Below are 25,092 nucleotides of genomic sequence, written 5' to 3'. Positions count from 1 at the left end.
GCGAATCCTTTATACGTGAAGTCCCGTGATGCAGCGGTTTTTCTTGAACCGCCGGGCAGCTGATATTGACGTCTCACGGGGAGCAGCCGAAAAACATGGCGCGTTTTATTTTCATCACTGGTGGTGTGGTTTCATCCTTGGGCAAAGGATTGGCTTCGGCGGCTTTGGGCGCGCTGTTGCAGGCCCGCGGATATTCGGTGCGTCTGCGCAAGCTGGACCCCTATCTGAATGTCGATCCGGGCACCATGTCGCCTTTTGAGCATGGCGAAGTGTTCGTTACAGATGACGGGGCAGAAACCGATCTGGACCTTGGCCATTACGAACGTTTTACCGGCGTAGCCGCGCGCAAAACCGACTCGGTCAGTTCCGGGCGGATTTATTCCAACGTGTTGGAAAAAGAACGCCGCGGCGATTACCTGGGCAAAACCATTCAGGTGATCCCGCACGTCACCAATGAGATCAAGGATTTCATCGCCATAGGCGAGGATGAGGTTGATTTCATGCTGTGCGAGATCGGCGGCACCGTGGGCGATATCGAAGGCCTGCCCTTCTTTGAGGCCATCCGCCAATTCAGCCAGGACAAACCACGCGGCCAATGCCTGTTCATGCACTTGACCCTGCTGCCCTACATCAAAGCCTCGGGCGAATTGAAAACCAAACCAACCCAGCACTCGGTGAAAGAGCTGCGTTCGATCGGTCTCGCCCCCGACATTCTGGTCTGCCGGTCCGAAGGCCCGATCCCGACCAAGGAACGTGAAAAGCTGGCTTTGTTCTGTAACGTCCGCCCCGATAGCGTGATTGCTGCGCAGGACCTCAGCACCATCTACGATGCTCCGCTCGCCTATCACCGCGAGGGACTGGATCAGGCGGTTCTGGATGCCTTCCAGATCAGCCCTGCCCCCAAGCCCGATCTGACCAAATGGGAAGACGTCAGTGATCGCATCCACAATGCCGAGGGCGAAGTGAAGGTCGCAATCGTCGGTAAGTACACCCAGTTGGAAGACGCCTATAAGTCGATAGCCGAGGCGCTGACCCATGGCGGGATGGCCAACCGTGTCCGCGTCAAGGTCGAATGGGTCGATGCCGAGGTATTCGATACCGAAGAGGCCGCCCCGCATCTGGAAGGCTTCCACGCGATCCTCGTGCCCGGCGGATTCGGTGAGCGCGGTACCGAAGGCAAAATCAAGGCTGCGCAATACGCCCGCGAACATAAGGTGCCCTACCTGGGCATCTGCCTGGGCATGCAGATGGCCGTAATTGAGGCCGCGCGAAATGCCGCTGGCATCAAAGAGGCCGGGTCCGAGGAATTCGACCATGAATCCGGTAAAAAGCGTTTCGAACCGGTGGTCTATCATCTGAAAGAATGGGTGCAGGGCAATCACAAGGTCGAACGCAAAGTCGGTGATGACAAGGGCGGCACCATGCGCCTGGGCGCCTATGACGCGGTTCTGGCCGAAGGGTCAAAAGTGGCCGAAGTCTATGGCGGCACCGCCATCGAGGAGCGCCACCGCCACCGATATGAAGTGGACATCAAATACCGCGACAAGCTGGAAAAAGCTGGTCTCAATTTCTCAGGCATGTCCCCCGACGGGCGGTTGCCAGAAATCGTCGAGTGGTCGGATCATCCGTGGTTCATTGGGGTCCAGTACCACCCCGAGCTGAAATCCAAGCCGTTCGACCCGCATCCTTTGTTCCGCGACTTTGTGCGCGCTGCCAAGGACACCTCGCGTCTGGTCTGACACCAGGCACGAAAGCAGATTGTATCGGTCAGCGCGAAAAGACTGTACGCGCTGACCCTTTGCACGGTTAACTGTCCGCAACTCAGAGATAGGAGACCGTCCATGACCGATCAGATCACCAAAGCACTGACATTCGCGGCTCTGCACAAAAAGGGCGAACCGGTTATCCTGTACAATATCTGGGATGCTGGCAGTGCCGGTGCCGTGCGCGACGCTGGCGCCCAAGCCATTGCCACTGGAAGCGCTCCTGTTGCGATGGCACAAGGGTTCAGCGACGGCCAAAACATCCCGATGCAGGCCGCGCTGGACAATGCTCGCCGGATTGTCGAATCCGTTGATCTTCCGGTTACTCTGGATTTCGAAGGTGCGTATGCGGCTGATGCTCAGGGTATCTCTGCCAATGTCAGGCTGGCCCTTGAATCCGGCGTTGTCGGCTTCAACTTCGAAGACCAGATCATCGGATCAAATGAGTTGTACGATATTGAAACTCAGGCCGCCCGTGTCAGCGCGATGCGTGAAGGTTGCGATGCGGCGGGCGTTCCTGCGTTTATCAACGCGCGGACCGACATTTTCCTGAAGGCGCAGCCCGAAACCCATGATGATGCGATGCTGGAAGAGGCAATGGTCCGAGCACAAGCCTATTCAGATGCAGGGGCCAGCGGATTCTTCGCCCCCGGCTTACGGGATCAGGCCATGATTGCCCGGTTGGTAGAGTCAATCGACCTGCCGCTAAATATCATAGCATTACCCGGCACACCGGACACCGCCACTTTGGCTGGGCTGGGAGTCGCGCGCATAAGCTATGGCCCTGTACCCTATCGGAAAATGCTGGCCTGGCTGCAAGACGAAGCGCGAAAGGTACTCTGACCCAGCGCGCTATCCGGCTCTAGCAGGCGGTCTTTTGATCATTCTGAGCCTTGCGCGATAGTCCGTGCTTGGCGGGTTATCAAATATGGAATAATCTCTGACCATGTTGAAAAAACTCTTTCAGGCTTTCCGCCCGCCACAACACGACAATCTGCCCGACCCAGACGCTGAACTTGCACTCGGGGCGCTTATGGTGCGCGTTGCACAAGCGGACAGGGATTATAAGCTGGAAGAGATCAGCCTGATCGACCGTATCCTCGCCCGACTTTATCAACATAATGCGATCGAAGCCGCAAAGGTCCGCGCCACGTGCGAGAAACTGCACGCAGCTGCACCGGAAACGGACACGTTCGGTAAGCTGATCCGGGAAACCACGGACCTGCACGAGCGCTTGGCCGCTTTGGATGCCCTCTGGGAGGTGGTTCTGGCCGACGGGAATACAGATGAGGGCGAGATGAAAATCGTCGAAGAAGCCCGCATCGCCATGGGTCTGAGCTTTAACGACAGCAAGACCGCCAGAAAGCGTGTGCAAAGACGCTTGGAAGAGGCGTAAGGCCTCTCTATACCTGTCTCATGTTTAGTGATTTTCTGTCTCGACTGACCCAGCCTCAACCCGCCCCTTTCACCGATGACGATGCTCGACTGGCCTTGACGGCCCTGCTGGTGCGCGTTGCCCGATCTGACAACGACTATGCCGACAGTGAAATGGCGCGGATCGACCGGATTTCGGTTGAACGCTATGACCTATCCCCATTCGAAGCCGCCGGCCTGCGCGCCCGCGCCGAAGATCTCGAGGCCGAAGCACCGGACACCGTACGGTTCACTCGCGCAATCAAAGAGGCCGTTGCCTATGACGACCGCCTGGCAGTCGTTCAGGCCTTGTGGTCGGTCGCTCTGGCGGATGGGCACCGCACGGGTGAAGAGGATTCCTTACTGCGACTGGTCGTCAGCCTGCTGGGCATCAGTGATGTCGACTCTGCAATGGCCCGTCAAAAGGCTGCCAAATCTTGATAGCCATGCTGGGCATGTACGACATGCCTGCGCTGCGCCCTGCGAATGATCGGTTTTGGGCATCGATTCGGGATTACCTTGGCTATGGCCCCGCAAACCTAAACCGAGACCGGGATGTCTGGGATGTCTGGTTGGACCCGGATCTGGTTTTTGCCCAGACCTGCGGCATGCCCTATCGCACCCGGCTGCATGGCAAGGTGCAGTTGGTTGGAACGCCGGACTACGCGTTGCCTGGCTGCCCACCTGGCCATTACCGGTCGGTTTTTGTAGCCCGCCGCCACGACCCCCGCGACCTTGATGAATTGGCCGATGGTGTTTTTGCCTATAATGAACCGCTGTCGCAATCCGGATGGGCCGCCCCAATGGTTCACCTTGAACGATACCACCGAACACCATCGTCGGTTCTGCAAGCCGGTGGTCATGCGCTGTCTGCTCAAGCCATTTCCGAGGGCCGTGCCGATTATGCCGCGCTGGATGCGCTGACATGGGAGATTCTGAAGGTCCATTCCGACCTTCCAGAAGCTCTGCGTGAGGTCGCCGAAACAACCCCAACCCCCGCGCTACCTTATATCACAGCGAAAGATCAGGATGCCGCTCAGATCGCACGCGCTGTTCGCAACGCGATTCAAACCATATCACCGCAAGATCGGAACCTTCTGCACCTGCATGACCTGATCTCTATTCCTGCCAAAGATTATCTGCGCGTCCCAAATCCGTCGAAATTGTAAACTGCGATGGATAATTCATGATCAAATTGACCAGAACGCTTCGTCAAATTGACGGAATCACCCGCTTACTCTGTCATTTGCGCATTGCATTGATCTGATTTTTAAGCCCTAGTACCGCACCAACACCAATAACACCTGGACCAACCGTGACAGATTCAACTCCCGTCATTGAGATCAAGAACCTACACAAGAGTTTCGGCAATCTGGAAGTGCTGAAGGGTGTGGATATCACTGCCAGACGGGGCGATGTCGTATCTTTGATTGGGTCCTCGGGGTCTGGGAAATCCACTTTATTGCGGTGCTGCAACCTGTTGGAAGACAGCCAGCAGGGCGAAATCCTTTTCAAGGGTGAACCTGTTCGTTGGTCCGGTAACAGCCACACGCGCCGGCCTGCTGATGCGAAACAGGTTCTGCGCATTCGCACAAACCTGTCGATGGTTTTCCAACAGTTCAACCTGTGGGCTCATTTGACCATCCTGCAGAACGTGATGGAAGCACCTGTAACGGTATTGGGCCGTGACAAAAAAGAAGTTGAAGACAGCGCACGCAGATACCTTGAAAAAGTTGGTATTGGCGACAAGTGCGACGCCTACCCCGCACAGTTGTCTGGTGGCCAGCAACAGCGTGCCGCGATCGCGCGGGGGCTGTGCATGGAGCCCGAGGCGCTTTTGTTTGACGAGCCCACGTCGGCGCTGGACCCCGAATTGGAACAAGAAGTGATCAAGGTGATCAAAGACCTGGCTGCAGAAGGCCGCACCATGATCATTGTGACCCACGACATGAAAATGGCCGCTGATATCTCTAGCCATGTCGTTTTCCTTCACCAGGGCCTCATCGAAGAAGAAGGCCTGCCTGAAGATCTCTTTACTACCCCTGAATCTCCACGGCTTCAGGGCTTTCTTTCCGCCACTCAGGCGGCATAACTTCAGATCAGAACCAAAACTGGGGAGTATCCAATGAAAAAACTGATCCTGACCACTGCGGCCCTTGCGCTGAGCGCAGGCATGGCTATGGCAGACACCATCCGGATGGGGACCGAGGGCGCCTATGCACCTTGGAACTTCGTCAATGACGCAGGTGAGATCGACGGCTTTGAGCGCGAGCTGGGCGACGAGCTGTGCAAACGCGCAGACCTGACCTGCGAGTGGGTCAAGAACGACTGGGATTCGATCATTCCGAACCTGGTCTCGGGCAACTACGATGTGATCATCGCTGGTATGTCGATCACCGACGAGCGTGACGAGGTCATCGACTTTACCCAGAACTACACACCACCGGATCCCTCCGCCTATGTAGCAATGTCGGATGACGCCGATGTTGCAGGTGGTGTGGTCGCCGCACAAACTGGCACCATTCAGGCTGGCTATATCGCCGAATCCGGCGCGACCCTGGTCGAGTTCGCCAGCCCCGAGGAAACCATCGCTGCCGTACGCAACGGTGAGGCCGATGCGGTTCTGGCCGACAAATCCTTCCTTGCTCCGATCGTCGACGAAGACGCAGATCTGCGCTTTGTGGCCGATGAGGTTCCGCTGGGTGGTGGCGTCGGCATTGGCGTCCGTGAATCCGACGGTGAGCTGAAAGAAAAGCTCAACGCAGCCATCCAATCCATGAAGGATGACGGCAGCCTGAACGAGCTGATCACCAAATGGGAAGTGTCTTCGACCTTCTAATTCTGATCCGGCGGCGTGCCCCAGTCTACGGGCGCGCCGCCCCAGCGCCTTTACCACCTGAAGAGGCCCGCCATTTTTTCGTTCTGCACTGACCCCGACACGCTGGGAACCTTCCGTTGGTTCTCGTGCTATCTGACCAATGGTGTGCATTGGTCCTTTTACCTGTCCTTCCTCAAGGTACTGGCTCTGCTTGCCGTGACGGCGCCCGTAGCGCTGGGTTTCGGGTTCGTCGGGGCCATGGCTGCCCGTTCGCACGTTCTGCCGGTCAGTTGGCTGGGTAAGGGTTATATCGCCATCGTGCGCGGCGTGCCGGATATCGCCTTTTTCATGTTCTTCGTGATTGCTTTGGATCAGGCATTCGAATGGACGCGGCATCAAATTCTCTGCCCGGACTGGACGGATTCGATCCGACAGGGCAACGACTTTATCGTCTGCCAATCTGCCAAACTGCCACTGGGCACCTCGCCGGAATGGGTGCACGAAACCTATGGGTTCTTTCTGGCTGTCATCACTTTCTCTATTGTTTTCGGTGCTTTCGCCGCCAATGTTCTGTTCGGCGGCATGCGGGCCGTACCCTATACACAGCTGGAAACCGCCGAAGCCTATGGGATGTCCCGTCGCCAGACATTCTGGAAAATCCTTGTGCCTCAGATGTGGGTTTATGCCCTGCCCGGTCTCAGCAATCTCTGGATGGTTCTGATCAAGGCCACGCCGTTGCTGTTCCTTCTGGGCATCGAAGATATCGTGTACTGGGCCCGCGAACTGGGCAGCACCAAGACTCCGAAGTTTACGCAATACCCACACGGTGACTGGCGCATGTGGTATTTCCTGTTCCTGCTGGTTTTCTACCTTGGCTTCACCCGTATGTCCGAGATCGGGCTTGAACGCCTGATGCGCCGGCTCTCGCACGGACAGGCCACCGCCGCCGGAGAATTGCTGCGCAAGGAGACCACCGCATGAGCTGCTTGCAGACCATTCAGGACTACGGCCTGCGATCTCTTGGATATGGCGAGCGTCTGCTGCCAAAATCCGACTTTACCTTATGTGAGCACTTTACCCTGATTGGGTCTGGTATGATCTGGAATATCTATTTCGGAGTCATGGCGCTTGCGACCGGGTTTTTCCTTGCCACAGCACTGGCGCTTGGCAAAGCTTCACCCAGTTTCTGGCTGCGCAAACCTTCGGAATGGTTCATTTTCATCTTTCGTGGTTCGCCGCTGTTCATTCAGTTTTTCTTTGCCTATTTCTTCTTCCTGTCGCTGAAGAAATCCTATCCGATGTTCGATTCTCTGACGTCGGCCTGGATTGGGGCGCTGATCGTTCTGTTTCTGAACACTGCCGCCTATTCAGCCGAAATTTTCTTTGGCGCGCTCCGATCCATTCCCAAGGGCGATACCGAGGCTGCAGATGCTTATGGCATGTCCGGCTGGTCTCGCTTCCGGCGGATCGTCTGGCCCACCATGCTGCGGCTTGCCTGGCCCGCCTACACGAATGAGGCGATCTTTCTGTTCCATGCCACCACGCTGGTGTTCTTCTCGGCCTTCCCCGCCTGGCAGCAACGAGGCGATGCGCTGTATTACGCAAGCTATTTCGCGGACAAGACGTTCAACCCCTTTGTCGCCTATCCAATCCTTGCCTTCTATTTCATCTTACTGACGCTTGTGATCGTTGGGGGGTTCGGCCTGGTGAACAAGCATCTGAACCGTCATTTACCTGCGGAACGAAAAACAAAAATGCGCTTTCGCCTGAATCTGGCACGCTAAGACCCAACCGGGGTTGCAGCCGCTGCAATCCCCGGAAAAGACAATTTCTCAAATAAAAGTCGGTACCGTTTTGAGTAAAGGCAGCCCTTCGATTTGCGCGACAGCCTAGGGGCGGAACTAGCTTGGGAATTTTCCGGCAATCGGGGAGATGGTACCGCCTCCCTGGCTTGAACAGGGGACCTCTGGATCCACAATCCAGCGCTCTAACCAACTGAGCTAAGGCGGCACTTGTGAAGGGCGATGTACCGAACGCGTTCACGGAATGCAAGAGGATTAAAGCTGAATTTTCCAGCTTTGTTCGACCAGATCAACCCCGAAGGAATGGACCGGTTTGCTATCCATCAACTGCCACCCAGTGGACCCATAAAGCGCACAGGCAGCCTTGTGGCTTTCATGCGTCCACAGCCTCATTTCAGTGTAACCGGCGCCGCGAGCAAAGCCCATGCAGCTCTCCAGCATCCGCTTTCCCAGACCCATCCCGCGCGCTTCGGGCAACAGTAAGAACAACCGCAGTTTTGCGGTCGTTTCACTCAGGGCAACGCAGAAAATACTGCCCAAAGGTTTGCCGTCACATTCCGCAATCCAGCCACGCTCGCGCTTGGCATCATGGTTAGTGATAAAATCATCGAGGATTTCTTTCACCAACACGACAAAAGAGTCGTCAAAACCCTCGTCTCGTGAATACAAAAAATCATGCACAGCCACCAACCACGGCGCGTCCAAAGCTTCAAAGGGTCTGATCTGAATAGAGTGCATCCCCTATTTGAACGCAAAGGTAACTTGATTCTCAAGCCTTTGCGCGCTAGCACGAACTCTCATCCCCGGAGGCACACATGAGCATCAATACCGAAAGTGACATTCAGGCGAATTTGCAGATCGGACCAACAGATCAGGGGATGGTGCGCCTATTCATCGAAGCAGAAAACCTTGAGATTCCAATGGATTTCGATCCAGAAGAAGCCGAAGAGATTGCCGACGAGCTCCGCGCCGCCGCGCATGCCGCACGGGCAGTAAAAAGCTGACCTATCAGATTCTGGGATCTCTCAGAGACTGCAAGCGACGGGCCGCGTCTGTGGCAAATTTCTGGATCATCTTCTTCCGCCGGGCCGGAGCTATCTTGTCCTCTGGTGCCATACGCACGATCTCGGCGTCATAAGCATCGGCAATGATCAACCCGGTCTCGGCAGGCAACAGCTCGGTCGGAAACTCCGTATCCACTGCCCAGAAGAATCGATCACACCACTCCAAATAGCCCTGCCATTTGGAATCCGACTGGAAATCAGCGCGGCTTGATTTACATTCGATCACCCAAAGCTCACCCTTAGGACCCAGCCCCATCACATCAACCCGCAGTCCGCGTATAGGCACGAATTCCTCAACGGATACAAAGCCATGCGCCGTCAGGTGACGGGCGACGCCACGTGCAAGTCTTTGTCCGGGTTGCAGGTCCAATGTCATATCCCAAATGTGAACAATTAGTGAACAAATGTAAAGTGAGCCCATACGGCTTGACATAGTACCATTTGGTATTGCTTTAATGTGAAACCAAATGGTATCTCTTTAGGTTGCATATGGAAAACCAAACTCAAAACGCGTTCCGCGCTCTGGCTGACCCTACCCGCAGGGACATTGTGCAGATGTTAGCACTGCAAGACATGACGATCGCTCAGTTGACTGATCGCTTCGACATGACCCGCGCGGCGGTCAAGAAACACCTGACCGTGCTGTCGGATGGCGGCCTGATTGCCGTCGAAGCCCGTGGCCGGGAACGCATAAACCGACTCGAACCAAAAGGTATGGCCCCTGTTCTGGATTGGCTCAGCTACTTTGATCAATTTTGGGACGAACGCCTTAACTCTCTTAAAGAAGCTGTTGAAAGGAAATCAAAATGACTGATGCCGTTCTAAGGAAATCCATCTTCCTGAGGGCCGAGCCCGAGACCGTCTGGGCCTATCTGACCGAACCCGACCGGTTGGCGGAATGGTTTCACAAACCCGAACGCCCCCTGGCACAAGGACAAAAACTGGAGATGTTCGGAACGACCAGTGGCGACCTTCTGATCTGGGGAGAAGTCCGCGAAGCGCGCCCGCCGTCATATCTGGAGTATTCGTTTACGGTTAAGCCAATGGGCGACGCAGTCAGCATCGTGAAATGGACGCTGGCACCAGTTGCGGGCGGTACACGCCTTGACCTGTTGCACGAAGGTCTGCCGCAAGGCGCCGATGCCTTTGGCCTGATCCTGGCGCTGGACAATGGCTGGGACGAGCATTTCGGCAAGATGCGCGTGGCCTTGCACGAAACTGTTGACGCCTGACCCCTTGTGCGAACCCGCCGGACGCCCTACTTAGGCCCGTGGCGGGTTCTGCCCTTCTTGTGACTGGTAGCATTCTGGTGGCCTTAAGCAATTCCGAGGGGGCTGGCTCTGTTCAGGTCCTGGCCTGATTACCTGGCGCCCACCTGTACATACAGGTCCTCGGGAATCAAACCGCACGGTTGACTGGTGGTCCCGCCACACTCGATCCAAACTCCGGCAGGAAATAGCCGGATTTACGAGCTCTGGGTTCTGACCTGCGGGCCAGATCGCGCTAATCATACCTGGAGCAGACAGGCATCAAGAAATGCTTTTACGGGTTCGGGTTGCCGAATGGCGCGGGGCTGCACAATCACAACATTAAAATACCCGATATCCTGTGCCAGCGGACGCGCGACGACCGCATCGCCTTCTATCGTGCGGCTCGCCTCTGGCGGAAAACCAACCAGCGTGAACCCGAGCCCTTTGCCAACATAGGCATGCACCAACTCTCGTGATTGCGAGGTCAGCGGCACTTCTGGATCAAGCCCAGCGGCCTGCAACAGGTCAAGATAGCTTGGACCCGGACCGGAACGCGACACTGCAATGTAGGGCATGCCTGTCAGCTGCTCAAGCTGTACGCTGTCGGCATGCACCAATGGGTGCGAGGCCGGAAGTAAAACCAGAGGCGCCAGTTCTTTAAGTACTTCAACGTGATGACGTCGGGGTTCAAACCCTTGATCAAACACCACAAGCGCGTCCAACTCGCCGGCATCCAGCGCAGCAACGAGGTTCGGGAAATCATCCTCAACAACCTCGATGCGGATACCGGGATGGCTTTGGCGAAAAGCCAGAACAGCTGGTAGAATGATCTTCTGCGCAATCGCATAATGCGTCCCGATAACAATAGAACCTGTTTTACCCTCAGCCATCACAGCGGCCCGATTGCCGAGCGCGCCTGCTTGCATCAGCAACGCGTCGGAATCCGTCAAAAAGGCTGCGCCAACGCGGGTCAACCTCATCCCGCGTGCAGGAAAGCGATCAAACAACGTCAAACCAGTGACATCTTCGAGTTTGTCGATTGCCGATGAAATAGCGGCGGCCGAAACATTCAGGTTCCTGGCTGCCTGCGCGATACCGCCACATCGCGCCGTCTCGGCGAAGAACGACAACTGGCGCAAAGTGAAACGTATCATCAATAAAATCTTCTTTTTACAAATTTTAAATCAGTTTTTTCGACCTTTAGCAATGCGCTACCCTGCGTTTGAAACTCAGGGAGAAAGCAGATGGACATCAGACCACTTACCGGCGGTGTGGGCGCAGAGATCATCGGCGCCGATATCCGAGACGGCAGCCAGTTCGACGCCATTCATACGGCCTTTGCTCAGCACTCTGTCATCGTACTCAGAGCGCAGGATGTCGGCCCGGATGAGCATCTGGCGTTTGCCCAACGCTTTGGCGCGATCAACATCAACCGCTTCTTCAGGCCGGTCGATGGGCATCCAGAAATCGCTATGGTGCTGAAGGAAAAGGATCAGAAAGAGGCCATCGGAGAGGGCTGGCATACCGATCATTCCTACGACCAAATCCCGGCGATGGGGTCTATCCTGCATGCTTTGGAAACCCCGCCCTTTGGAGGCGACACACTGTTCGTCTCGATGGGTGCAGCTTATGAGGCGCTGTCACCTACCATGCGGAGCTTTCTGGATGGGCTCTGGGCGGTTCATTCGTCTCGGCACGTTTTTGGAACAAGCTCACAGGACAGTGAAGCGGCGCAAAGTGGTCGGCTAAGCAATGCACAGGCAGCCACCCAAGACGCGCGACATCCTGTGATCATAAAACACCCCCTCAGCGGGCGGCGCGGTATTTATGTGAATCCAGTGTTCACAACCCAAATCGAAGGCCTGAGCGCCGATGAATCAGCAGCCATCCTTGCAATGCTATATGACCATTGCCAGCAACCCGAGTTCCAATGCCGCATTCGTTGGCAAACAGGCGACATGACCATCTGGGACAATCGGGCCACATGGCACAAAGCGGTCAATGACTATCATGGATTTCGACGATTGATGCACAGGGTTACCGTGGAGGGTGTCGCCTTGTCTGCCGAATGACCCGAACCCTGTCAGAGAAAAGACACAACGCAGTCAGACTAAAACTGACGCCCTGACCTACCAATTACGGCGGGCAAGCTCTGCGTCCACCTCAACCGGCGTGTCACGTGTCTTAACGCCCTGTACGTGCCTCTTGTTTGATCAGGGCAGGCTTTAGCCTGACAGAAACCGGCGTTCCACCGCGCGGACCGCCGGGTTTTTCTGCCATGCTCATAATGGCATAGGCAAACTGTACACCGGCAAAGACGATCCCGTTCATGAACCAGATCATCGCCAGAGCAACCAGGCCGATATCAGAACCAGTAATCAGATGACGCAGGTTGGCGACGTTCAGGGCCAGAAGCACCCCGACAAAAATTGCCGAGATGGCAAAGCCCCAGGCCACTTGCGTGATATACAAACGGATCAGTTTGGGCATGGCGGACCTCATTGCGCTGTAACATTCAGTTTAACGCATATTTGATCCGTGTAAACGCGTCAGAACGCCTCGGGCTTGGCCTCGTGCGCCATGTGATCCAGCACTGCGTTGACAAATTTGGTCTCTTTACCTTCGGGGAAGAAGGCCCGCGCCACATCGACGAATTCAGTGATGACCACCTTGGGCGGTGTGTCGTTCTGTGTCAGCTCTGCTCCGGCGGCCCGGAAGGCCGCGCGCAGGGTCGGGTCGATCCGGGCAATCGGCCATTTGGCAACCAAAGCGCGATCGGTCATCTGATCGATCGGCGCCTGATAATTGACCGCATCTTCTACCAGCTTGCGGAACAGGCGAATATCGCCGTCCAGCATTTCCTCGCCCTCATAGACGGCGCCAAAGCGGTGATCCAGAAACTCGGTCACAACCTGATCGGTTGTCTGACCCGATTGCTCCATCTGGAACAGCGCCTGCACGGCATAGAGCCGAGCGGCGGATTTCATCAGGCGTTTCTGGTTGGCCGGTTTTGGCGCGTCTGTCTTGGTCATGCTGTTGTGGGTCCGTTGCTGTCGCCCGCCACAAGGATGGACTCGGACGGCGGCTTGAACCCGACGCCCTTTTTGGAAGAGCCCCACTTACGGCTGAGCGCGATCAGATGCAAGGCCGCAGCGGCAGCCCCGCCCCCTTTATTCATTTTTTCCGGATTGGCGCGCACTTCGGCCTGATCGTCATTCTCGACTGTCAGGATACCGTTGCCGATGCACAGCCCCTGCAGACCCATCAGTTGGATGGCACGGCTGGAGTCGTTGCAGACGGTTTCGTAATGCGTGGTCTCTCCGCGAATGACACAGCCCAGCGCGACATAGCCGTCAAAATTGCACTGACGGTCCGCCATGGCGATAGCCGTCGGGATTTCCAAGGCGCCGGGCACTTCGACCACATCACAGGTGCCGCCTGCCCCTTCGATCTCGGCCTTTGCGCCAGCCACCAGATTGTCAGCGATGGCGCGATAGAACGGGGCCACAACGATCAACAGCTTGACGGGTTTGTCGAAACTCGGTGTCGGCAACACGCCGTGTTTGTCTTGTTCAGCCACAATCAGTCCTCCCTGAGGATTGAACGGGTCCCGACAATGGACAGGCCAAATGCGTCGAGCCCGAGATAAACGGTTTCCGGCGAGTCGGTCAGCAGCACAAGTTCCTGGATTCCCATCTTGGACAGTATCTGCGCCCCCAGACCGGTTTGTTTGATGGTGCGTGGGCCCTCATCTTCAGCCGCATAGAGCGAGTTGCGCGGTTGGCGGAACAGACAGACCACACCGCGCCCTTCATCCGCAATCTTTTCCATCGCGCGCGGCAGCTCACGTGAGGATTTCGGGCCAAGACCCAGAATGTCGGGCGCCTCGTGCAGCGCATGGGTCCGGGTCAAAACCGGCTCGGGCGTGGTGATGTCACCCTTGACCATCACGACATGTTCGATGCCATGGGTCTGATCGGTGAAAATCCGCATTTCCCAGTCGCCGCCATATTCGGATGTGACGGTTTCCCGAGATGTCTCAACCACCAGATTGTCATTGCGCGACCGGTAGGCGATCAAGTCGCTGATCGTGCCGATCTTCAACCCGTGTTCCTTGGCGAATTCGACCAGGTCAGGCAGCCGCGCCATGGTTCCGTCAAGGTTCATGATCTCGCAGATCACGCCCGAAGGGTTCAACCCGGCCAGGCGTGAGATATCAACGGCGGCCTCGGTATGGCCCGCGCGCACCAGCACCCCGCCCCGCTTGGCCCGCAAGGGGAAGACGTGACCCGGCGTGGCGATATGGACCATCGTGTTTTGCTCGTTGATCGCAGTCGCCACGGTCAGCGCCCGGTCACCAGCAGAAATGCCAGTCGACACTCCCTCGCGCGCTTCAATCGACACGGTGAACGCGGTCTCATGACGTGACGAGTTGTTCACCGCCATCATCGGCAGACCCAACGTGTCAATCCGTTCCGCCGTCATCGGCAGGCAGATCAGGCCACGACCATGGGTGGCCATGAAATTAATTGCCTCAGCATCAGCGAACTCGGCGGCAATCACCAGATCGCCCTCATTCTCGCGATCTTCGTGATCAACCAGGATATACATCCGGCCTTTGCGCGCCTCGTCGATGATCTCTTTGATCGGGCTGATTGCCGCGCGCAGCTGGGCCTCGACCGGTCCGGGAGTTTCAAAGCTCATGGGGCAGCCTTTCACATGCCAAGTTTGACCGGGTGGATAGACCACCGCGCGGTCAAAGACCAGACCGCATGCGGCACCGTTCCGGTCAGACGCGACGTTGAATTGTGGACTAGGACATTTCAGCGAGGCGCGCGACATAGCGAGCCAGCGTGTCGATCTCAAGATTGACCCGGTCGCCGATGCCGACATCCCCCCAGGTCGTCACCTCTTTTGTGTGCGGAATGAAGTTGATACCAAAATCGCACCCGTCCACATCGTTTACGGTCAAAGAAGTACCGTTCAGCGCAACTGATCCCTTGGGCGCAATGAAGCGGGCCAGATCTTTGGGTGCGCGCAAGGTTACCCGCGTGCTGTCGCCCTCGTCCAGAACGGCGACCACTTCTGCGACGCCATCAACATGACCAGACACGATATGACCGCCCAACTCATCTCCGACCTTCAGCGCGCGTTCCAGATTGACGCGTTTGCCGACGGTCCAGCGATCCAGGTTTGTTTTCGAAACGGTTTCCGCGCTGATTTGCACATCATACCAGTCTTCGCCCAGTGCGATGACTGTCAGGCAAACGCCGTCGCTGGCAATGGATGCACCAATATCAATCCCCGGGGTATTGTAGGCGGTTTTGATCCGCGCCCGCAGATCGCCTTGCTGCTCCAGTTCGGTGATGGTGCCGATATCTGTGACGATCCCCGTAAACATTGCGTTAACCCTCTGTTTCTAACCTGATGCCAGCGCTCACCGTCGAGGTAAGCGTAAGCGCGCCTACGGGCAAGCCCCAGGTTGCCGCAAATACGACAAACAGGCATAATTCCTCATCTAACGACAAGAGCAGCAGAAATGTTACCACTCAACGGCGCTGCGCAAAAACGCGTATTTCTTTTCCTGCAAGGACCGCACGGGCCGTTTTTTGGCGCGCTTGGTAAGATCCTGCGCGCAGCGGGTTCCGAGGTGTGGCGCGTGGGTTTCAACGCCGGGGATCAGGCTTTCTGGTCTGATAAGGCCAGCTTTATTCCCTATGCTGGCAAACCCGAGAACTGGCCGGCAAAATTTGTTGACCTGGTTGTCGGCCGCGAGGTGACAGACATTGTCCTGTATGGCGATACGCGTCCAATCCACGCCCAAGCCATCCGCATCGCCCGCGCCCACGGGATCACTGTTCATGTTTTCGAAGAAGGGTATCTGAGGCCCTGGTGGGTCACCTACGAACGCACAGGTACGAATGGCAATTCGCATCTGATGAATCTGGAAGTTACCCAGATGCAGCGAGCGCTGGAGCGTACTGATGCGCCGATGCCGCCCCCTCCGACGCATTGGGGTGATATGCGACAGCATATTTTCTATGGCGCGCTGTATCATTGGTTTGTTCTGTTCCTGAACGGCAAGTATCGCAATTTTCGAACCCACCGTGACCTACCGGTTTCGAAAGAGTTCAGGCTGTATTTCAAACGGCTGGCAATGATGCCCTTCCACAGAATCCGGCGGCGAGTGGCGACGGAGCGAGTCCGGCGGGGCGGGTTTCCCTATCACTTGGCATTGCTGCAACTGGGACATGACAGTTCGGTTCAGTCACACTCGGACTTTGACTGCATGTCCGAGTTTCTTGAGCAGGTACTGCACGGTTTTGCAAATGGCGCACCAACGCACCATCATCTGGTCATCAAAGAACACCCGCTGGAAAATCATCGGGAACCATTGCGCCAGGTGGCACGCAAACTGGCCAAAACACTGGGTATCGCTGATCGGGTCCATTATGTACCCGGGGGCAAACTGGCCACATTGCTCAACGAAGCGAGCTCGGCCGTGACGATCAATTCAACTGCGGGTCAGCAGGTATTGTGGCGCGGCATTCCTCTGCTCGCCTTTGGCAAATCGATCTATGACAAGCCCGAATTTGTTTCCAGCCAACCGATCACTGATTTCTTTTCCAATCCAGATATCCCCGATACCGAAGCCTATCAAAGCTATAGGCGTTTTCTGCTTGAAACCAGTCAGGTCCCCGGCGGGTTTTATTCACGCCGAGGGCGGCGACAGTTGCTTAGGCGCGCCGTGGATATGATGCTAAGGGCGAAAGATCCCTACCAATCCGTGCTGACCGACAAAGAGGCGCGGACGCCACAGTTGAGGATCGTTGAGTAAATCACCCCTCTTGATGCTGGCGATTGCAGTTGGAAACAAGTACGCTGCTGGAAACAAAAGACCAAAACCAAGACGTTCGAGGATATTCGGCAGTGCAGCGCTTTCCAATCCGATGGGGACGGGGTGTAACCCTTGTGGCCGCTCTTGGCCTGCTGGCCGCGTGCCAACTACCTAAAACCGGCCCAAACAAATCCGAAATCCTTGCCGGTTCGACTACGAAAGGTGGAAACGCCTATGTTGTTGAGGTCGACGACCGGGTGGCGCAGGTCACGTCGGCAGTGCCTCAATACGGGTTCTCGCAAACCTTCCGTAGCGCTCAGAACCTGACCGCCGACACGGTTCGTCCGGGTGATGTACTGGGCCTGACAATCTGGGAAAACGTGGATGACGGGCTGTTATCCGGAGAGACCGGTGCCTCAACATCCCTGGAAGAGGTACAGGTCGACAGCGAGGGCTTCATCTTTGTTCCCTATGCCGGGCGCCTGCGCGCAGCCGGAAACACGCCGGAACAGCTTCGCATGTTGATCACGGAAAAGCTCCAGGACCAGACCCCTGATCCTCAGGTCGAAGTGCGTCGTATCGCCGGGGACGGATCAACCGTTTCGCTGTCGGGCACCCTGTCTGCGCCCGGGATCTATCCGATCGAACGACCAACCCGCACACTGGCCGGAATGCTGACACGGGCTGGCGGCGTGATCGAAGGGTCCGATATCGCCCTGGTGACACTGATCCGAGGCAATCAAAAAGGGACGGTCTGGTACAATGACTTGTTCCGCAACCCGGAATTTGACGTTGCCCTGCGGGGTGGCGACCGCATTCTAGTCGAAGCCGACAACCGGTCCTATGTCGCCTTGGGGGCGACGGGCGGTCAGTCGCGCGTGGCATTCGACAGTCAGGATCTGTCCGCGCTGGAAGCGCTGGCACAGGTTGGTGGCTTACAGCCCCTGTCTTCGGACCCGACCGGCATTTTCGTTCTACGAAAGGAACGACAGGACATTGTCCGGTCAGTCATGGGAAAACCGGACCTGCAGGGAGAGCAGCGCATGATCTACGTGCTGAACCTGACAGCACCCAATGGCCTTTTCATCGCCCGTGACTTTGTCATCCGCGATGATGACACAATTTACGTCACCGAAGCACCTTACGCGCAATGGAGCAAATCCATCTCGTTGATCGCCGGTGGCCTGACCCCGCTTGCCAATGTCACGACACTGACAGGCGGATGATGCCCTCCGTTCCTCAAGGAACGCATGCCAAGGCCGAACGCAGTCGTCTTTTGGTCTATAATGGCGGATTTCTGACAGCCGCGCGCGTGCGGAGAATTCTGTCACTGGCCGGATATGATATCGGCATCGGCACGCCCAAGGGGTCGGATCTGGTGGGTATCTGGGGCAATAGCCCGACGGCACATCGTGGACTGCGTATAGCGACCAAATACAATACTCCGATCTTGCGCGTAGAGGATGCATTCCTGCGATCTCTGCACTCAGGACGCAATGGCGCTGCTCCGCTGGGTCTGCTGCTTGATCGCAGCGGTGTGCATTTTGATCCAACACAGCCTTCGGATCTGGAAACACTTCTTGCGACCGACCCGTTGGATAATACGGCCCTGCTGAACCGGGCACGTGGCGGGATGGCGCGGCTGCGCGAACTGCATCTGAGTAAGTATTCCGCCTATGATCCCGCGACCCCTGCGCCGGACCCAGGGTATGTCCTGGTTGTCGATCAAGCACGCGACGATGCTTCTGTAAGGGCAAGCGGCGGCGATGAGGCCCGGTTCCGCGAGATGCTGGTTATGGCGCAAGAGGAGAACCCCGGCGCGACCGTTCTGATCAAAACCCACCCCGACACGATCGCAGGGCACCGGCCCGGATATTACTCTGCCGATGATCTGACCGACCGCGTATCCTTTCAGCACAGCGCCATCAGCCCCTGGACCTTGTTAGAGGGCGCTGTGGGCGTCTACACCCTGTCCTCGCAACTTGGGTTCGAGGCCATATTGGCCGGTCACAAACCCCGCGTCTTCGGCCAACCGTTTTACGCCGGATGGGGTCTTACCCAAGACGAAGCCCATTTCCCAAGACGCCAACGGAACCTGACGCGCGCGCAACTCTTCGCCGCCACCATGGTTCTTTATCCCAAGTGGTACGATCCCTATCGGGATCAGCTGTGCGAATTCGAATCCGTGCTGGACACGCTTGAAGGTCTGACCCGCGCCTGGCGACAAGATCACAAGGGCTGGACGGCATCCGGGATGCGGCTTTGGAAACGCAGGCACCTGCAGCACATGTTTGGGCGCGAGAAAAAGGTAAAATTCACGCCTGACGTTCCCGAAAACCCAGATCGTCCCCACATGGTTTGGGCGCGGCACGGCCGTGATATGGAAAACGTCACACGGGTCGAGGATGGCTTCGTTCGGTCCCGTGGGTTGGGGGCCAGCCTTGTGCCGCCTCTGTCGCTGTCGCTGGATGACCTTGGGATCTATTACGACCCGACCAAACCCAGCAGGTTGGAAGAGATGATCGCCAAGCGGGAGACCCTGCGGCCGGATCAGGAATTGCGGGCCGAGCGGTTGGTGACACAGATTATCGCCGGAGCGGTCAGCAAATATAACACCGGCGGCCCGGTTCCGGACTTGCCAAAAGGTCACCGCATTCTGGTGCCCGGACAGGTCGAGGACGATGCCTCGATCCTGTTTGGAACCAGCACCGTTCGCACCAATACCGAACTTCTGCGCACCGCCCGCGAGATGAACCCGACCGCCGTTCTGATCTATAAACCGCATCCCGATGTCGAAGCTGGCCTGCGTGAAGGTGAGGCCGAAGCTGAGGGGCTAGCAGACCTGATCGTCAAGAACACCGATCCCGCCGCATTGTTGGGTGAGGTTCAGGAGGTCTGGACCATGACCTCTCTGCTAGGGTTCGAGGCGCTGATGCGCGGATTGCCGGTCACAACGCTCGGCGCACCCTTTTATGCTGGTTGGGGTTTGACGCAGGATTTGGGGTCCGTCCCCGCCCGTCGTGGTGCACGGCCCTCCCTGCTGGGATTGATCCATGCCGCACTGATCGATTACCCGAGGTATCTGGACCCTGTCACCGGCATGCCCTGCCCTCCGGAAGTGGTATTGGAAAGGCTGACAGATGGCTACCAGAGCCGATCTGGCCCCGGCCTTAGACTGCTCTCGAAACTACAGGGCGTTTTCGCAACACAGGCGCATCTCTGGCGCCGTTAGCGCAATGCCCGCGCCCAGCGATGCATCACGTCTTGACCGATGATGCGGGTCTCCAGCAGTTCAAACCGTGGGGCCTCATCCAGACGATCCATACCAAGCGCCCCGATGGCAGGCAATCCTTCGGCACCAATCGCAAGCCCGGCACTGAAGCCGATCAACTCATCAACCAGTTCATCCACCAAAAGCGACGCAGCCAGGGACGATCCGCCCTCGCAAAAGACGCGGGTCAAACCCTCCTGCCCCAACTGCAGCAACAGGTCAGCGGCATCAATGTGATGATCGCGTAACGCGCAGGGGATAAGCCTTGCGCCCAGTCCTTCCCACGCTTTTGCACGTTCGGCATCCGGTGACGGACCATGGCACAACCACACCGGAATTTTCGAGGCGGTGCGTGCCAGTTGACCCATCAACGGGATATCCAGATGGCGCGAAACGACAACGCGCACAGGCTGACGTTCAATCCCAAGATCCCTAACTGTCAGAGAGGGGTCGTCTACACGCGCCGTACCCGCCCCAACCATAACGGCATCATGCGTTGCCCGCATGGCATGAACAGCCCGCCGCGAGGTCTGACCCGTAATCCACTGACTATGGCCGCTTTCGGTCGCAATGCGCCCGTCAAAACTGCTGGCCAGTTTAAGCGTGACAAATGGCCGGCCCTGTTCGGTCTTTAGAAAGAAACCGGCGTGGTCGCGGGCCGCCTGATCCGCAAGAACACCGGTTGTCACGTCAATCCCAGCCTCGTGCAGCATGGCAAAGCCCTGCCCGGCAACACGCGGATCACTGTCTTCGATGGCTGAAACAACACGCGCCACACCGGCCTCAATCAAGGCCTGAGCGCAAGGCGGGGTCTGTCCGTAATGGGCGCATGGTTCAAGCGAGACATAAGCAGTCGCGCCACGCGCCTGCGATCCCGCCTGTCTTAACGCTTCGGTTTCTGCATGTGGCCGACCGCCGGGTTGCGTCCAACCACGCCCAACAATCCGCCCGTCCTGTACGAGTACGCAGCCAACGGATGGGTTGGGCCAGCACGTCCCCTGTCCGCGCCGCCCCAAGTCAAGGGCCAGCGCCATATATCGCTTATCTGTTTCGCTCACTCGTCCGTCGAAGGCTGCGGCGGGCGCAGTTCGTGGACAAACTCCTCGAAATCATCGGCCGCCTGGAAATTCTTATACACGCTTGCAAACCGAACATAGGCAACGGTGTCGATCCGCGCCAGAGCTTCCATAACAATTTCACCGATCTTGCTGGACGGAATGTCGGTATCGCCCATGCTTTCCAGCCGTCGCACAATACCCGAGATCATCTGATCAATGCGTTCCGGATCAATCGGGCGTTTCTGCATCGAGATACGGATCGAGCGTTCCAGCTTGTCGCGATCGAAATCTTCGCGCTTTCCATTGGTTTTGATCACAACCAGATCGCGCAACTGAACGCGTTCATAGGTGGTGAACCGTCCGCCGCAGGCCGGGCAGAAACGGCGCCTGCGGATCGCGACATGATCCTCTGCCGGGCGTGAATCTTTGACCTGAGTGTCGATATTTCCGCAAAACGGGCAGCGCATCCGCCGTCTCCTCGTCTCTTGTTCCGCCTCTTTTAGTAAGCGCTGTGGCCCACTTATCCACAACTATAGGGCAGCCTCTAGGATTTGGGTAGTCGGAAATTTTCACCGCTAAATAAAGGGTCACGCGAAATGCGCAGCGACGCGTCGGTTGTGTGATTGGGTCCGGTGTTCAAACAGATAAACACCCTGCCATGTCCCCAGCATGGGCACCCCTGCGGCGACAGGAATGCCCAAGGACACAGGCAGCAACGCAGCTTTGATATGTGCTGGCATATCGCCTGGCCCCTCATAGGTGTGCCTTAAATACGCCATCGACGGATCATCCGCCGGTGGCACTAGACGTTCGAAAAAGGCCTGCAAATCCGTCCGCACCTCGGGGTCCGCATTTTCCTGAATGGCCAGAGAACACGAGGTATGGCGCACAAACAGGGTCAACAATCCGTCGCGACCGCTTGGGGCAAGCCAGTCTCGTATACCCGAGGTGAACTCATACAGCCCCGACCCCTGCGTTGAAATGATAAACTCGGTCTGCAAAACGCGGGTCTTACCTTCTTCAGTCAAAAATTGGCTGCCGGAAACACAGGCCATTCGCGTTCTGGACGGACCTGCTCTGCCCCGGCTGGAAACCAATGGAAACAAAGCTTGTGCTCTGCTCGACATTTGCCGGAGGGGTCAACGAAAATTGGACCGCCGTGCGGCGACCGGTAGCTTCGCTTGGGCCATATCCACGCACAACATAGATATTCTGCTGCCACCCTGCCCCCAGGCTGCGACGAGCAAAATCTGCAGCAGCGCACCAATAGCCATCCACATCCCTGCGCGCGCGCGGGATCACCTCAAACACTTTGTCGTTTACTGCAACAGTCTGAAAACCGTTTGGTGCTGCTGTCACCGCCCCCGGTTCAAACAACGTGGCGGCGGCCAGAACCGCAGATGTGATCACTTTTTTCATAATGCTACTCTCTCATGTTTCTTGATAAATATTAAAGTAGATTGCAGGAGGCCATGGCAAAGCCACCTCACGTTCAATTCAGGCATTGTTCCTATTTACGTGAACCGGCATCAGCCAGCCCCGATATCGGATCAGTTGACCCAACATCGGCATTTCTGCCGAAACATCGAACCGAAACCGGCCTTGATCATCCTGCCATTCCACCGTCGCCGAACGCGGTAAAAGAAAGTTTGGGCATGGCATCCCCAATAGAGTGAGGCGCAGGATGTTCAAATGCAGCTTTTGACCTCGAACCTGTGGGCGCATCCAGATGGTCAGCCCTCCGATCCTCTCTTTCACGCACCGCCTGTCTGCGTCGTAGACCAGATGAGACAGCGTCTCATGCCCGCCAAAATCCCTGAACCATTCCCATTCCTGGCCAGTGAGTTTGGTTCGAATGCGGACCGTCTGAGTATCTGCAGCGGGGGGAAACCCACCCAACCACAATGACAAAGAGGTCAACCACCCGGTTCCTCTTTGGATGCTGCATAGTCCTGTAAACTCTGCCGTTTCACTGTGGAATTTTCGAACCGCATCCGGCACCTCAGAATTGGCTGGAAGGGCCTGCAGAAATGGGTCCGGCCTCACGCATACCCTCCGGGGAAGAACCGCGCTTTCAGGGATGAATCCGGAACCAAGCACGTTTCGAACCGCCCAAAGAATGCAAATCGGTGGCGCGCGATGAAATGATAAAGCGGATCCTTCAAAAACCGCGGAAGAAATCGACAGGCCGACAGAACAGGCCACAAAGCGGGTAAGCTGCGCATTGCAGCAGCAAAAGCATCCAAGCGCTGATGCACAACACCGTCAACGATCACAAGATTGGTTTCAAACTCGTCGGTGGGCAGGCCTAGTTGCCGGTAAAGGCTTTGTCCTATGGGGGACTGGGCAATTACAAACTTGAACCGCTTCTTTGTGTCGGCCCACAGCATGAACCTGAAAAATCGAGAACACAGCACGCATTCTCCATCAAAAACGATGAGGTTCTGCTCGGTTCCCACATCTGAGATCGCCCGGTCTTGCATTGGATACCAGATCAATTTCGCCACAACCGGACCGTGCCATTGAAGGGTAAAATCCGCAATGCGACACGTAGGTTTTCAGATGAAACGTGCCGGGGAGCCACCGATCGCTAGTCTGAGACGACCGGAGCTCTACCCTCATCCCCATAAGGTGCTGACCCGACAACACGGGGTAACTATGCCTTTGCGCTGCTATATCCTTGCTGAAAAGTGCCAGAAACTTGTGAAAACCTGCCAGATGGGTTTGCCTGCACTCCTGCAAACTGGGTTCAAATTTTTCGCGAAAGCATTAAGAATTGGATATGGAACTTGATATTGCCAGAATTCAACACTTGACCCGAACGGTAGATGAGCGTTCGGGCGGCCCAGAGTTGGCAGACCAGCTTTTGGAACGCAGCGGTCTAAGCCGAGCGGCAATCGCTCCCCCCACTACAGTCTACAGTGCGCAAACTGAGGCGATGTTCATCAGATATGCCTGCGACGCTATGCGCGACATAACTTTTGCCGCCTATGCGGGTTCAAAAGTCAGTTCGGCCTCTAGCATTACGGCCTATATCAGCAAGTACTCTCGTGACCTCCGACAGGTGTTTGAAAACACAACCCGCTTCTCTCGCATCATAGATCCCACAATCACCTTCAGTCTGCGCCATGCCGGGAATTTTGTGTCCTTCGAGGCGGACTGGGAAGACGCAAGTTTTGCCCGGTATCACAGACGCACAGAGTTTTTGATGTTTGGGACACTGGCGCGAATGCGGAACCTGACGCAGTCAGACTTCCACCCCATCGCAATTCGCTTTCAACACGAGGTTGGAGAGAAAAGAAATCTATTTCAAAAGCTTGCAGGATTTTCGGTAGAGTTTGGAGCAGAAAACCTAGAGATTGTTCTGTCGCCTTCATCTCTGGATCTTCCCGTGCCCACATATGACCCGATGCTTCGAGAGCATCTGATTGAGTACGGGGAACGCGTCTTGGCAGAGCGGGCTTCGCCTAAGCAAAAATTGCGGGCGCAGGTCGAGGGTCTGATTACACGTTCGATGCCGGGGAATTTTCCGCAAGCCGATGACATAGCCGCCAATCTCGGCATGAGCCCGCGAACATTTGCACGTCGGCTAAAGGATGAAGGGTCAAGCTATCGAGAGATCGCAGACGATCTGCGCTGTGATCTGGCCCAAACTTTCATCACCAACGGTATGCAGCTATCTGAAATTGCATTCTCACTTGGCTACGCAGACCAACCCGCCTTTTCCACCGCTTTCAAACGGTGGACGGGTCGCGCGCCCAGCGCTTTCCGCAGCCGCCTGGACCCGTGATCGTAACTTTGAGGTAGCCGGGGGT

31 protein-coding genes and 1 tRNA gene are annotated in these 25,092 nt (G+C 56.6%); 17 read left to right on the top strand and 15 right to left on the bottom strand.

Annotated features, from left to right (window positions below; all coding sequences use genetic code 11):
* The first annotated feature begins 95 nt into the window (after positions 1-95).
* The 9 genes from pyrG to AC2FH2_RS00195 all read left to right on the top strand — a co-directional run bounded on the left by pyrG (position 96) and on the right by AC2FH2_RS00195 (position 7,778).
* Positions 96-1,739: a CTP synthase gene (gene pyrG / locus AC2FH2_RS00235; RefSeq protein ID WP_142634602.1), complete on the top strand. Its 1,644-nt coding sequence runs from the start codon at positions 96-98 to the stop codon at positions 1,737-1,739.
* Positions 1,740-1,841: 102 nt separating this feature from the next.
* Positions 1,842-2,606, top strand: coding sequence for an isocitrate lyase/PEP mutase family protein (locus AC2FH2_RS00230; protein ID WP_496822510.1), 765 nt, complete (start codon positions 1,842-1,844; stop codon positions 2,604-2,606).
* A gap of 103 nt (positions 2,607-2,709) precedes the next feature.
* On the top strand, positions 2,710-3,159 hold the full coding sequence (locus AC2FH2_RS00225) for a tellurite resistance TerB family protein (RefSeq protein ID WP_142634606.1): 450 nt from the start codon (positions 2,710-2,712) through the stop codon (positions 3,157-3,159).
* 20 nt (positions 3,160-3,179) lie between these two features.
* Positions 3,180-3,617 carry a tellurite resistance TerB family protein gene (locus AC2FH2_RS00220; protein WP_142634608.1) on the top strand — a complete coding sequence of 146 codons (438 nt, stop codon included), beginning with the start codon at positions 3,180-3,182 and terminating at the stop codon, positions 3,615-3,617.
* Positions 3,618-3,622: 5 nt separating this feature from the next.
* On the top strand, positions 3,623-4,345 hold the full coding sequence (locus tag AC2FH2_RS00215) for a phosphate/phosphite/phosphonate ABC transporter substrate-binding protein (protein WP_496678203.1): 723 nt from the start codon (positions 3,623-3,625) through the stop codon (positions 4,343-4,345).
* Positions 4,346-4,491: 146 nt separating this feature from the next.
* Entirely contained in the window at positions 4,492-5,268 is a 777-nt protein-coding gene (locus AC2FH2_RS00210) for an ABC transporter ATP-binding protein (RefSeq protein ID WP_271946306.1), read from the top strand.
* A 33-nt stretch (positions 5,269-5,301) separates the two neighbouring features.
* Positions 5,302-6,015 (top strand): transporter substrate-binding domain-containing protein, encoded by a 714-nt coding sequence (locus AC2FH2_RS00205; protein WP_271946303.1) that lies wholly within the window; start codon positions 5,302-5,304, stop codon positions 6,013-6,015.
* A 72-nt stretch (positions 6,016-6,087) separates the two neighbouring features.
* On the top strand, positions 6,088-6,975 hold the full coding sequence (locus AC2FH2_RS00200; RefSeq protein WP_142635158.1) for an ABC transporter permease: 888 nt from the start codon (positions 6,088-6,090) through the stop codon (positions 6,973-6,975).
* Complete coding sequence (locus AC2FH2_RS00195) at positions 6,972-7,778, top strand: ABC transporter permease (protein WP_142634616.1); 807 nt, start codon at positions 6,972-6,974, stop codon at positions 7,776-7,778. Before AC2FH2_RS00200 ends, AC2FH2_RS00195 begins: the two co-directional genes overlap by 4 nt.
* Before the next feature lie 149 nt (positions 7,779-7,927).
* Here the strand turns inward: AC2FH2_RS00195 and AC2FH2_RS00190 are convergent.
* Positions 7,928-8,004: transfer RNA gene (locus AC2FH2_RS00190), tRNA-His, on the bottom strand.
* Between the two features lie 47 nt (positions 8,005-8,051).
* Complete coding sequence (locus tag AC2FH2_RS00185) at positions 8,052-8,534, bottom strand: GNAT family N-acetyltransferase (RefSeq protein ID WP_142634618.1); 483 nt, start codon at positions 8,532-8,534, stop codon at positions 8,052-8,054.
* 77 nt (positions 8,535-8,611) lie between these two features.
* Here AC2FH2_RS00185 and AC2FH2_RS00180 point away from each other — a divergent pair, with 77 nt between their 5' ends.
* Positions 8,612-8,800 (top strand): DUF6324 family protein, encoded by a 189-nt coding sequence (locus AC2FH2_RS00180; protein WP_142634620.1) that lies wholly within the window; start codon positions 8,612-8,614, stop codon positions 8,798-8,800.
* A 4-nt stretch (positions 8,801-8,804) separates the two neighbouring features.
* On the opposite strand, the gene AC2FH2_RS00175 is transcribed toward AC2FH2_RS00180, so the two are convergent.
* Positions 8,805-9,236 (bottom strand): MmcB family DNA repair protein, encoded by a 432-nt coding sequence (locus AC2FH2_RS00175; protein ID WP_281972321.1) that lies wholly within the window; start codon positions 9,234-9,236, stop codon positions 8,805-8,807.
* 113 nt (positions 9,237-9,349) lie between these two features.
* Between AC2FH2_RS00175 and AC2FH2_RS00170 the strand changes: the two genes are divergently transcribed.
* The gene (locus tag AC2FH2_RS00170) at positions 9,350-9,670 is read left to right on the top strand and encodes an ArsR/SmtB family transcription factor (protein WP_271946295.1); all 321 of its coding nucleotides are present in this window, start codon (positions 9,350-9,352) and stop codon (positions 9,668-9,670) included.
* On the top strand, positions 9,667-10,092 hold the full coding sequence (locus tag AC2FH2_RS00165; RefSeq protein WP_496713443.1) for an SRPBCC family protein: 426 nt from the start codon (positions 9,667-9,669) through the stop codon (positions 10,090-10,092). Before AC2FH2_RS00170 ends, AC2FH2_RS00165 begins: the two co-directional genes overlap by 4 nt.
* A gap of 275 nt (positions 10,093-10,367) precedes the next feature.
* On the opposite strand, the gene AC2FH2_RS00160 is transcribed toward AC2FH2_RS00165, so the two are convergent.
* On the bottom strand, positions 10,368-11,264 hold the full coding sequence (locus tag AC2FH2_RS00160) for a LysR family transcriptional regulator (protein WP_496713441.1): 897 nt from the start codon (positions 11,262-11,264) through the stop codon (positions 10,368-10,370).
* A gap of 90 nt (positions 11,265-11,354) precedes the next feature.
* Between AC2FH2_RS00160 and AC2FH2_RS00155 the strand changes: the two genes are divergently transcribed.
* On the top strand, positions 11,355-12,182 hold the full coding sequence (locus AC2FH2_RS00155) for a TauD/TfdA dioxygenase family protein (protein ID WP_496678226.1): 828 nt from the start codon (positions 11,355-11,357) through the stop codon (positions 12,180-12,182).
* Positions 12,183-12,294: 112 nt separating this feature from the next.
* Here the strand turns inward: AC2FH2_RS00155 and AC2FH2_RS00150 are convergent, their stop codons facing one another.
* The 5 genes from AC2FH2_RS00150 to AC2FH2_RS00130 form a co-directional block, all read right to left on the bottom strand.
* Positions 12,295-12,600 (bottom strand): hypothetical protein, encoded by a 306-nt coding sequence (locus AC2FH2_RS00150; RefSeq protein WP_142634632.1) that lies wholly within the window; start codon positions 12,598-12,600, stop codon positions 12,295-12,297.
* A 59-nt stretch (positions 12,601-12,659) separates the two neighbouring features.
* A complete protein-coding gene (gene nusB, locus AC2FH2_RS00145) occupies positions 12,660-13,142 on the bottom strand; it encodes a transcription antitermination factor NusB (protein WP_142634634.1) in 483 nt (160 codons plus the stop codon).
* Complete coding sequence (locus AC2FH2_RS00140; protein WP_496687468.1) at positions 13,139-13,690, bottom strand: 6,7-dimethyl-8-ribityllumazine synthase; 552 nt, start codon at positions 13,688-13,690, stop codon at positions 13,139-13,141. Before AC2FH2_RS00140 ends, nusB begins: the two co-directional genes overlap by 4 nt.
* A 2-nt stretch (positions 13,691-13,692) precedes the next feature.
* A complete protein-coding gene (gene ribB, locus AC2FH2_RS00135) occupies positions 13,693-14,814 on the bottom strand; it encodes a 3,4-dihydroxy-2-butanone-4-phosphate synthase (RefSeq protein ID WP_496822509.1) in 1,122 nt (373 codons plus the stop codon).
* 109 nt (positions 14,815-14,923) lie between these two features.
* Complete coding sequence (locus tag AC2FH2_RS00130) at positions 14,924-15,511, bottom strand: riboflavin synthase (protein WP_142634640.1); 588 nt, start codon at positions 15,509-15,511, stop codon at positions 14,924-14,926.
* Between the two features lie 138 nt (positions 15,512-15,649).
* On the opposite strand from AC2FH2_RS00130, the gene AC2FH2_RS00125 reads away from it, so the two are divergent.
* From AC2FH2_RS00125 to AC2FH2_RS00115, 3 genes are all read left to right on the top strand, one after another.
* A complete protein-coding gene (locus AC2FH2_RS00125) occupies positions 15,650-16,948 on the top strand; it encodes a capsule polysaccharide biogenesis protein (protein WP_496822508.1) in 1,299 nt (432 codons plus the stop codon).
* A gap of 92 nt (positions 16,949-17,040) precedes the next feature.
* Positions 17,041-18,174, top strand: coding sequence for a polysaccharide biosynthesis/export family protein (locus tag AC2FH2_RS00120; protein ID WP_142634645.1), 1,134 nt, complete (start codon positions 17,041-17,043; stop codon positions 18,172-18,174).
* The gene (locus AC2FH2_RS00115; RefSeq protein ID WP_496822507.1) at positions 18,174-20,180 is read left to right on the top strand and encodes a capsule polysaccharide biogenesis protein; all 2,007 of its coding nucleotides are present in this window, start codon (positions 18,174-18,176) and stop codon (positions 20,178-20,180) included. Before AC2FH2_RS00120 ends, AC2FH2_RS00115 begins: the two co-directional genes overlap by 1 nt.
* On the opposite strand, the gene ribD is transcribed toward AC2FH2_RS00115, so the two are convergent.
* The 6 genes from ribD to AC2FH2_RS00085 all read right to left on the bottom strand — a co-directional run bounded on the left by ribD (position 20,177) and on the right by AC2FH2_RS00085 (position 23,784).
* Complete coding sequence (gene ribD, locus AC2FH2_RS00110; RefSeq protein ID WP_496822506.1) at positions 20,177-21,277, bottom strand: bifunctional diaminohydroxyphosphoribosylaminopyrimidine deaminase/5-amino-6-(5-phosphoribosylamino)uracil reductase RibD; 1,101 nt, start codon at positions 21,275-21,277, stop codon at positions 20,177-20,179. The two genes, AC2FH2_RS00115 and ribD, sit on opposite strands and share 4 nt — an antisense overlap.
* Positions 21,274-21,744, bottom strand: a complete 471-nt coding sequence (gene nrdR / locus AC2FH2_RS00105; protein ID WP_142634651.1) for a transcriptional regulator NrdR — start codon at positions 21,742-21,744, stop codon at positions 21,274-21,276. The genes ribD and nrdR overlap by 4 nt, the downstream gene beginning before the upstream one ends.
* 120 nt (positions 21,745-21,864) lie before the next feature.
* Entirely contained in the window at positions 21,865-22,278 is a 414-nt protein-coding gene (locus AC2FH2_RS00100) for a secondary thiamine-phosphate synthase enzyme YjbQ (protein ID WP_496822759.1), read from the bottom strand.
* Between the two features lie 19 nt (positions 22,279-22,297).
* Positions 22,298-22,696: a hypothetical protein gene (locus tag AC2FH2_RS00095; protein WP_142634653.1), complete on the bottom strand. Its 399-nt coding sequence runs from the start codon at positions 22,694-22,696 to the stop codon at positions 22,298-22,300.
* A 78-nt stretch (positions 22,697-22,774) separates the two neighbouring features.
* Positions 22,775-23,278 carry a DUF4166 domain-containing protein gene (locus tag AC2FH2_RS00090; RefSeq protein WP_496822758.1) on the bottom strand — a complete coding sequence of 168 codons (504 nt, stop codon included), beginning with the start codon at positions 23,276-23,278 and terminating at the stop codon, positions 22,775-22,777.
* Positions 23,279-23,319: 41 nt separating this feature from the next.
* Complete coding sequence (locus AC2FH2_RS00085; RefSeq protein ID WP_496700002.1) at positions 23,320-23,784, bottom strand: thiol-disulfide oxidoreductase DCC family protein; 465 nt, start codon at positions 23,782-23,784, stop codon at positions 23,320-23,322.
* Between the two features lie 305 nt (positions 23,785-24,089).
* Here AC2FH2_RS00085 and AC2FH2_RS00080 point away from each other — a divergent pair, with 305 nt between their 5' ends.
* Complete coding sequence (locus AC2FH2_RS00080) at positions 24,090-25,067, top strand: helix-turn-helix domain-containing protein (protein WP_281994815.1); 978 nt, start codon at positions 24,090-24,092, stop codon at positions 25,065-25,067.
* Positions 25,068-25,092 lie beyond the last annotated feature (25 nt).

Source organism: Ruegeria sp. YTSA105 (assembly GCF_059610225.1).
The sequence above is the reverse complement of the archived record's forward strand: the minus strand, read 5'-3'. Positions and strand labels throughout refer to the sequence as shown.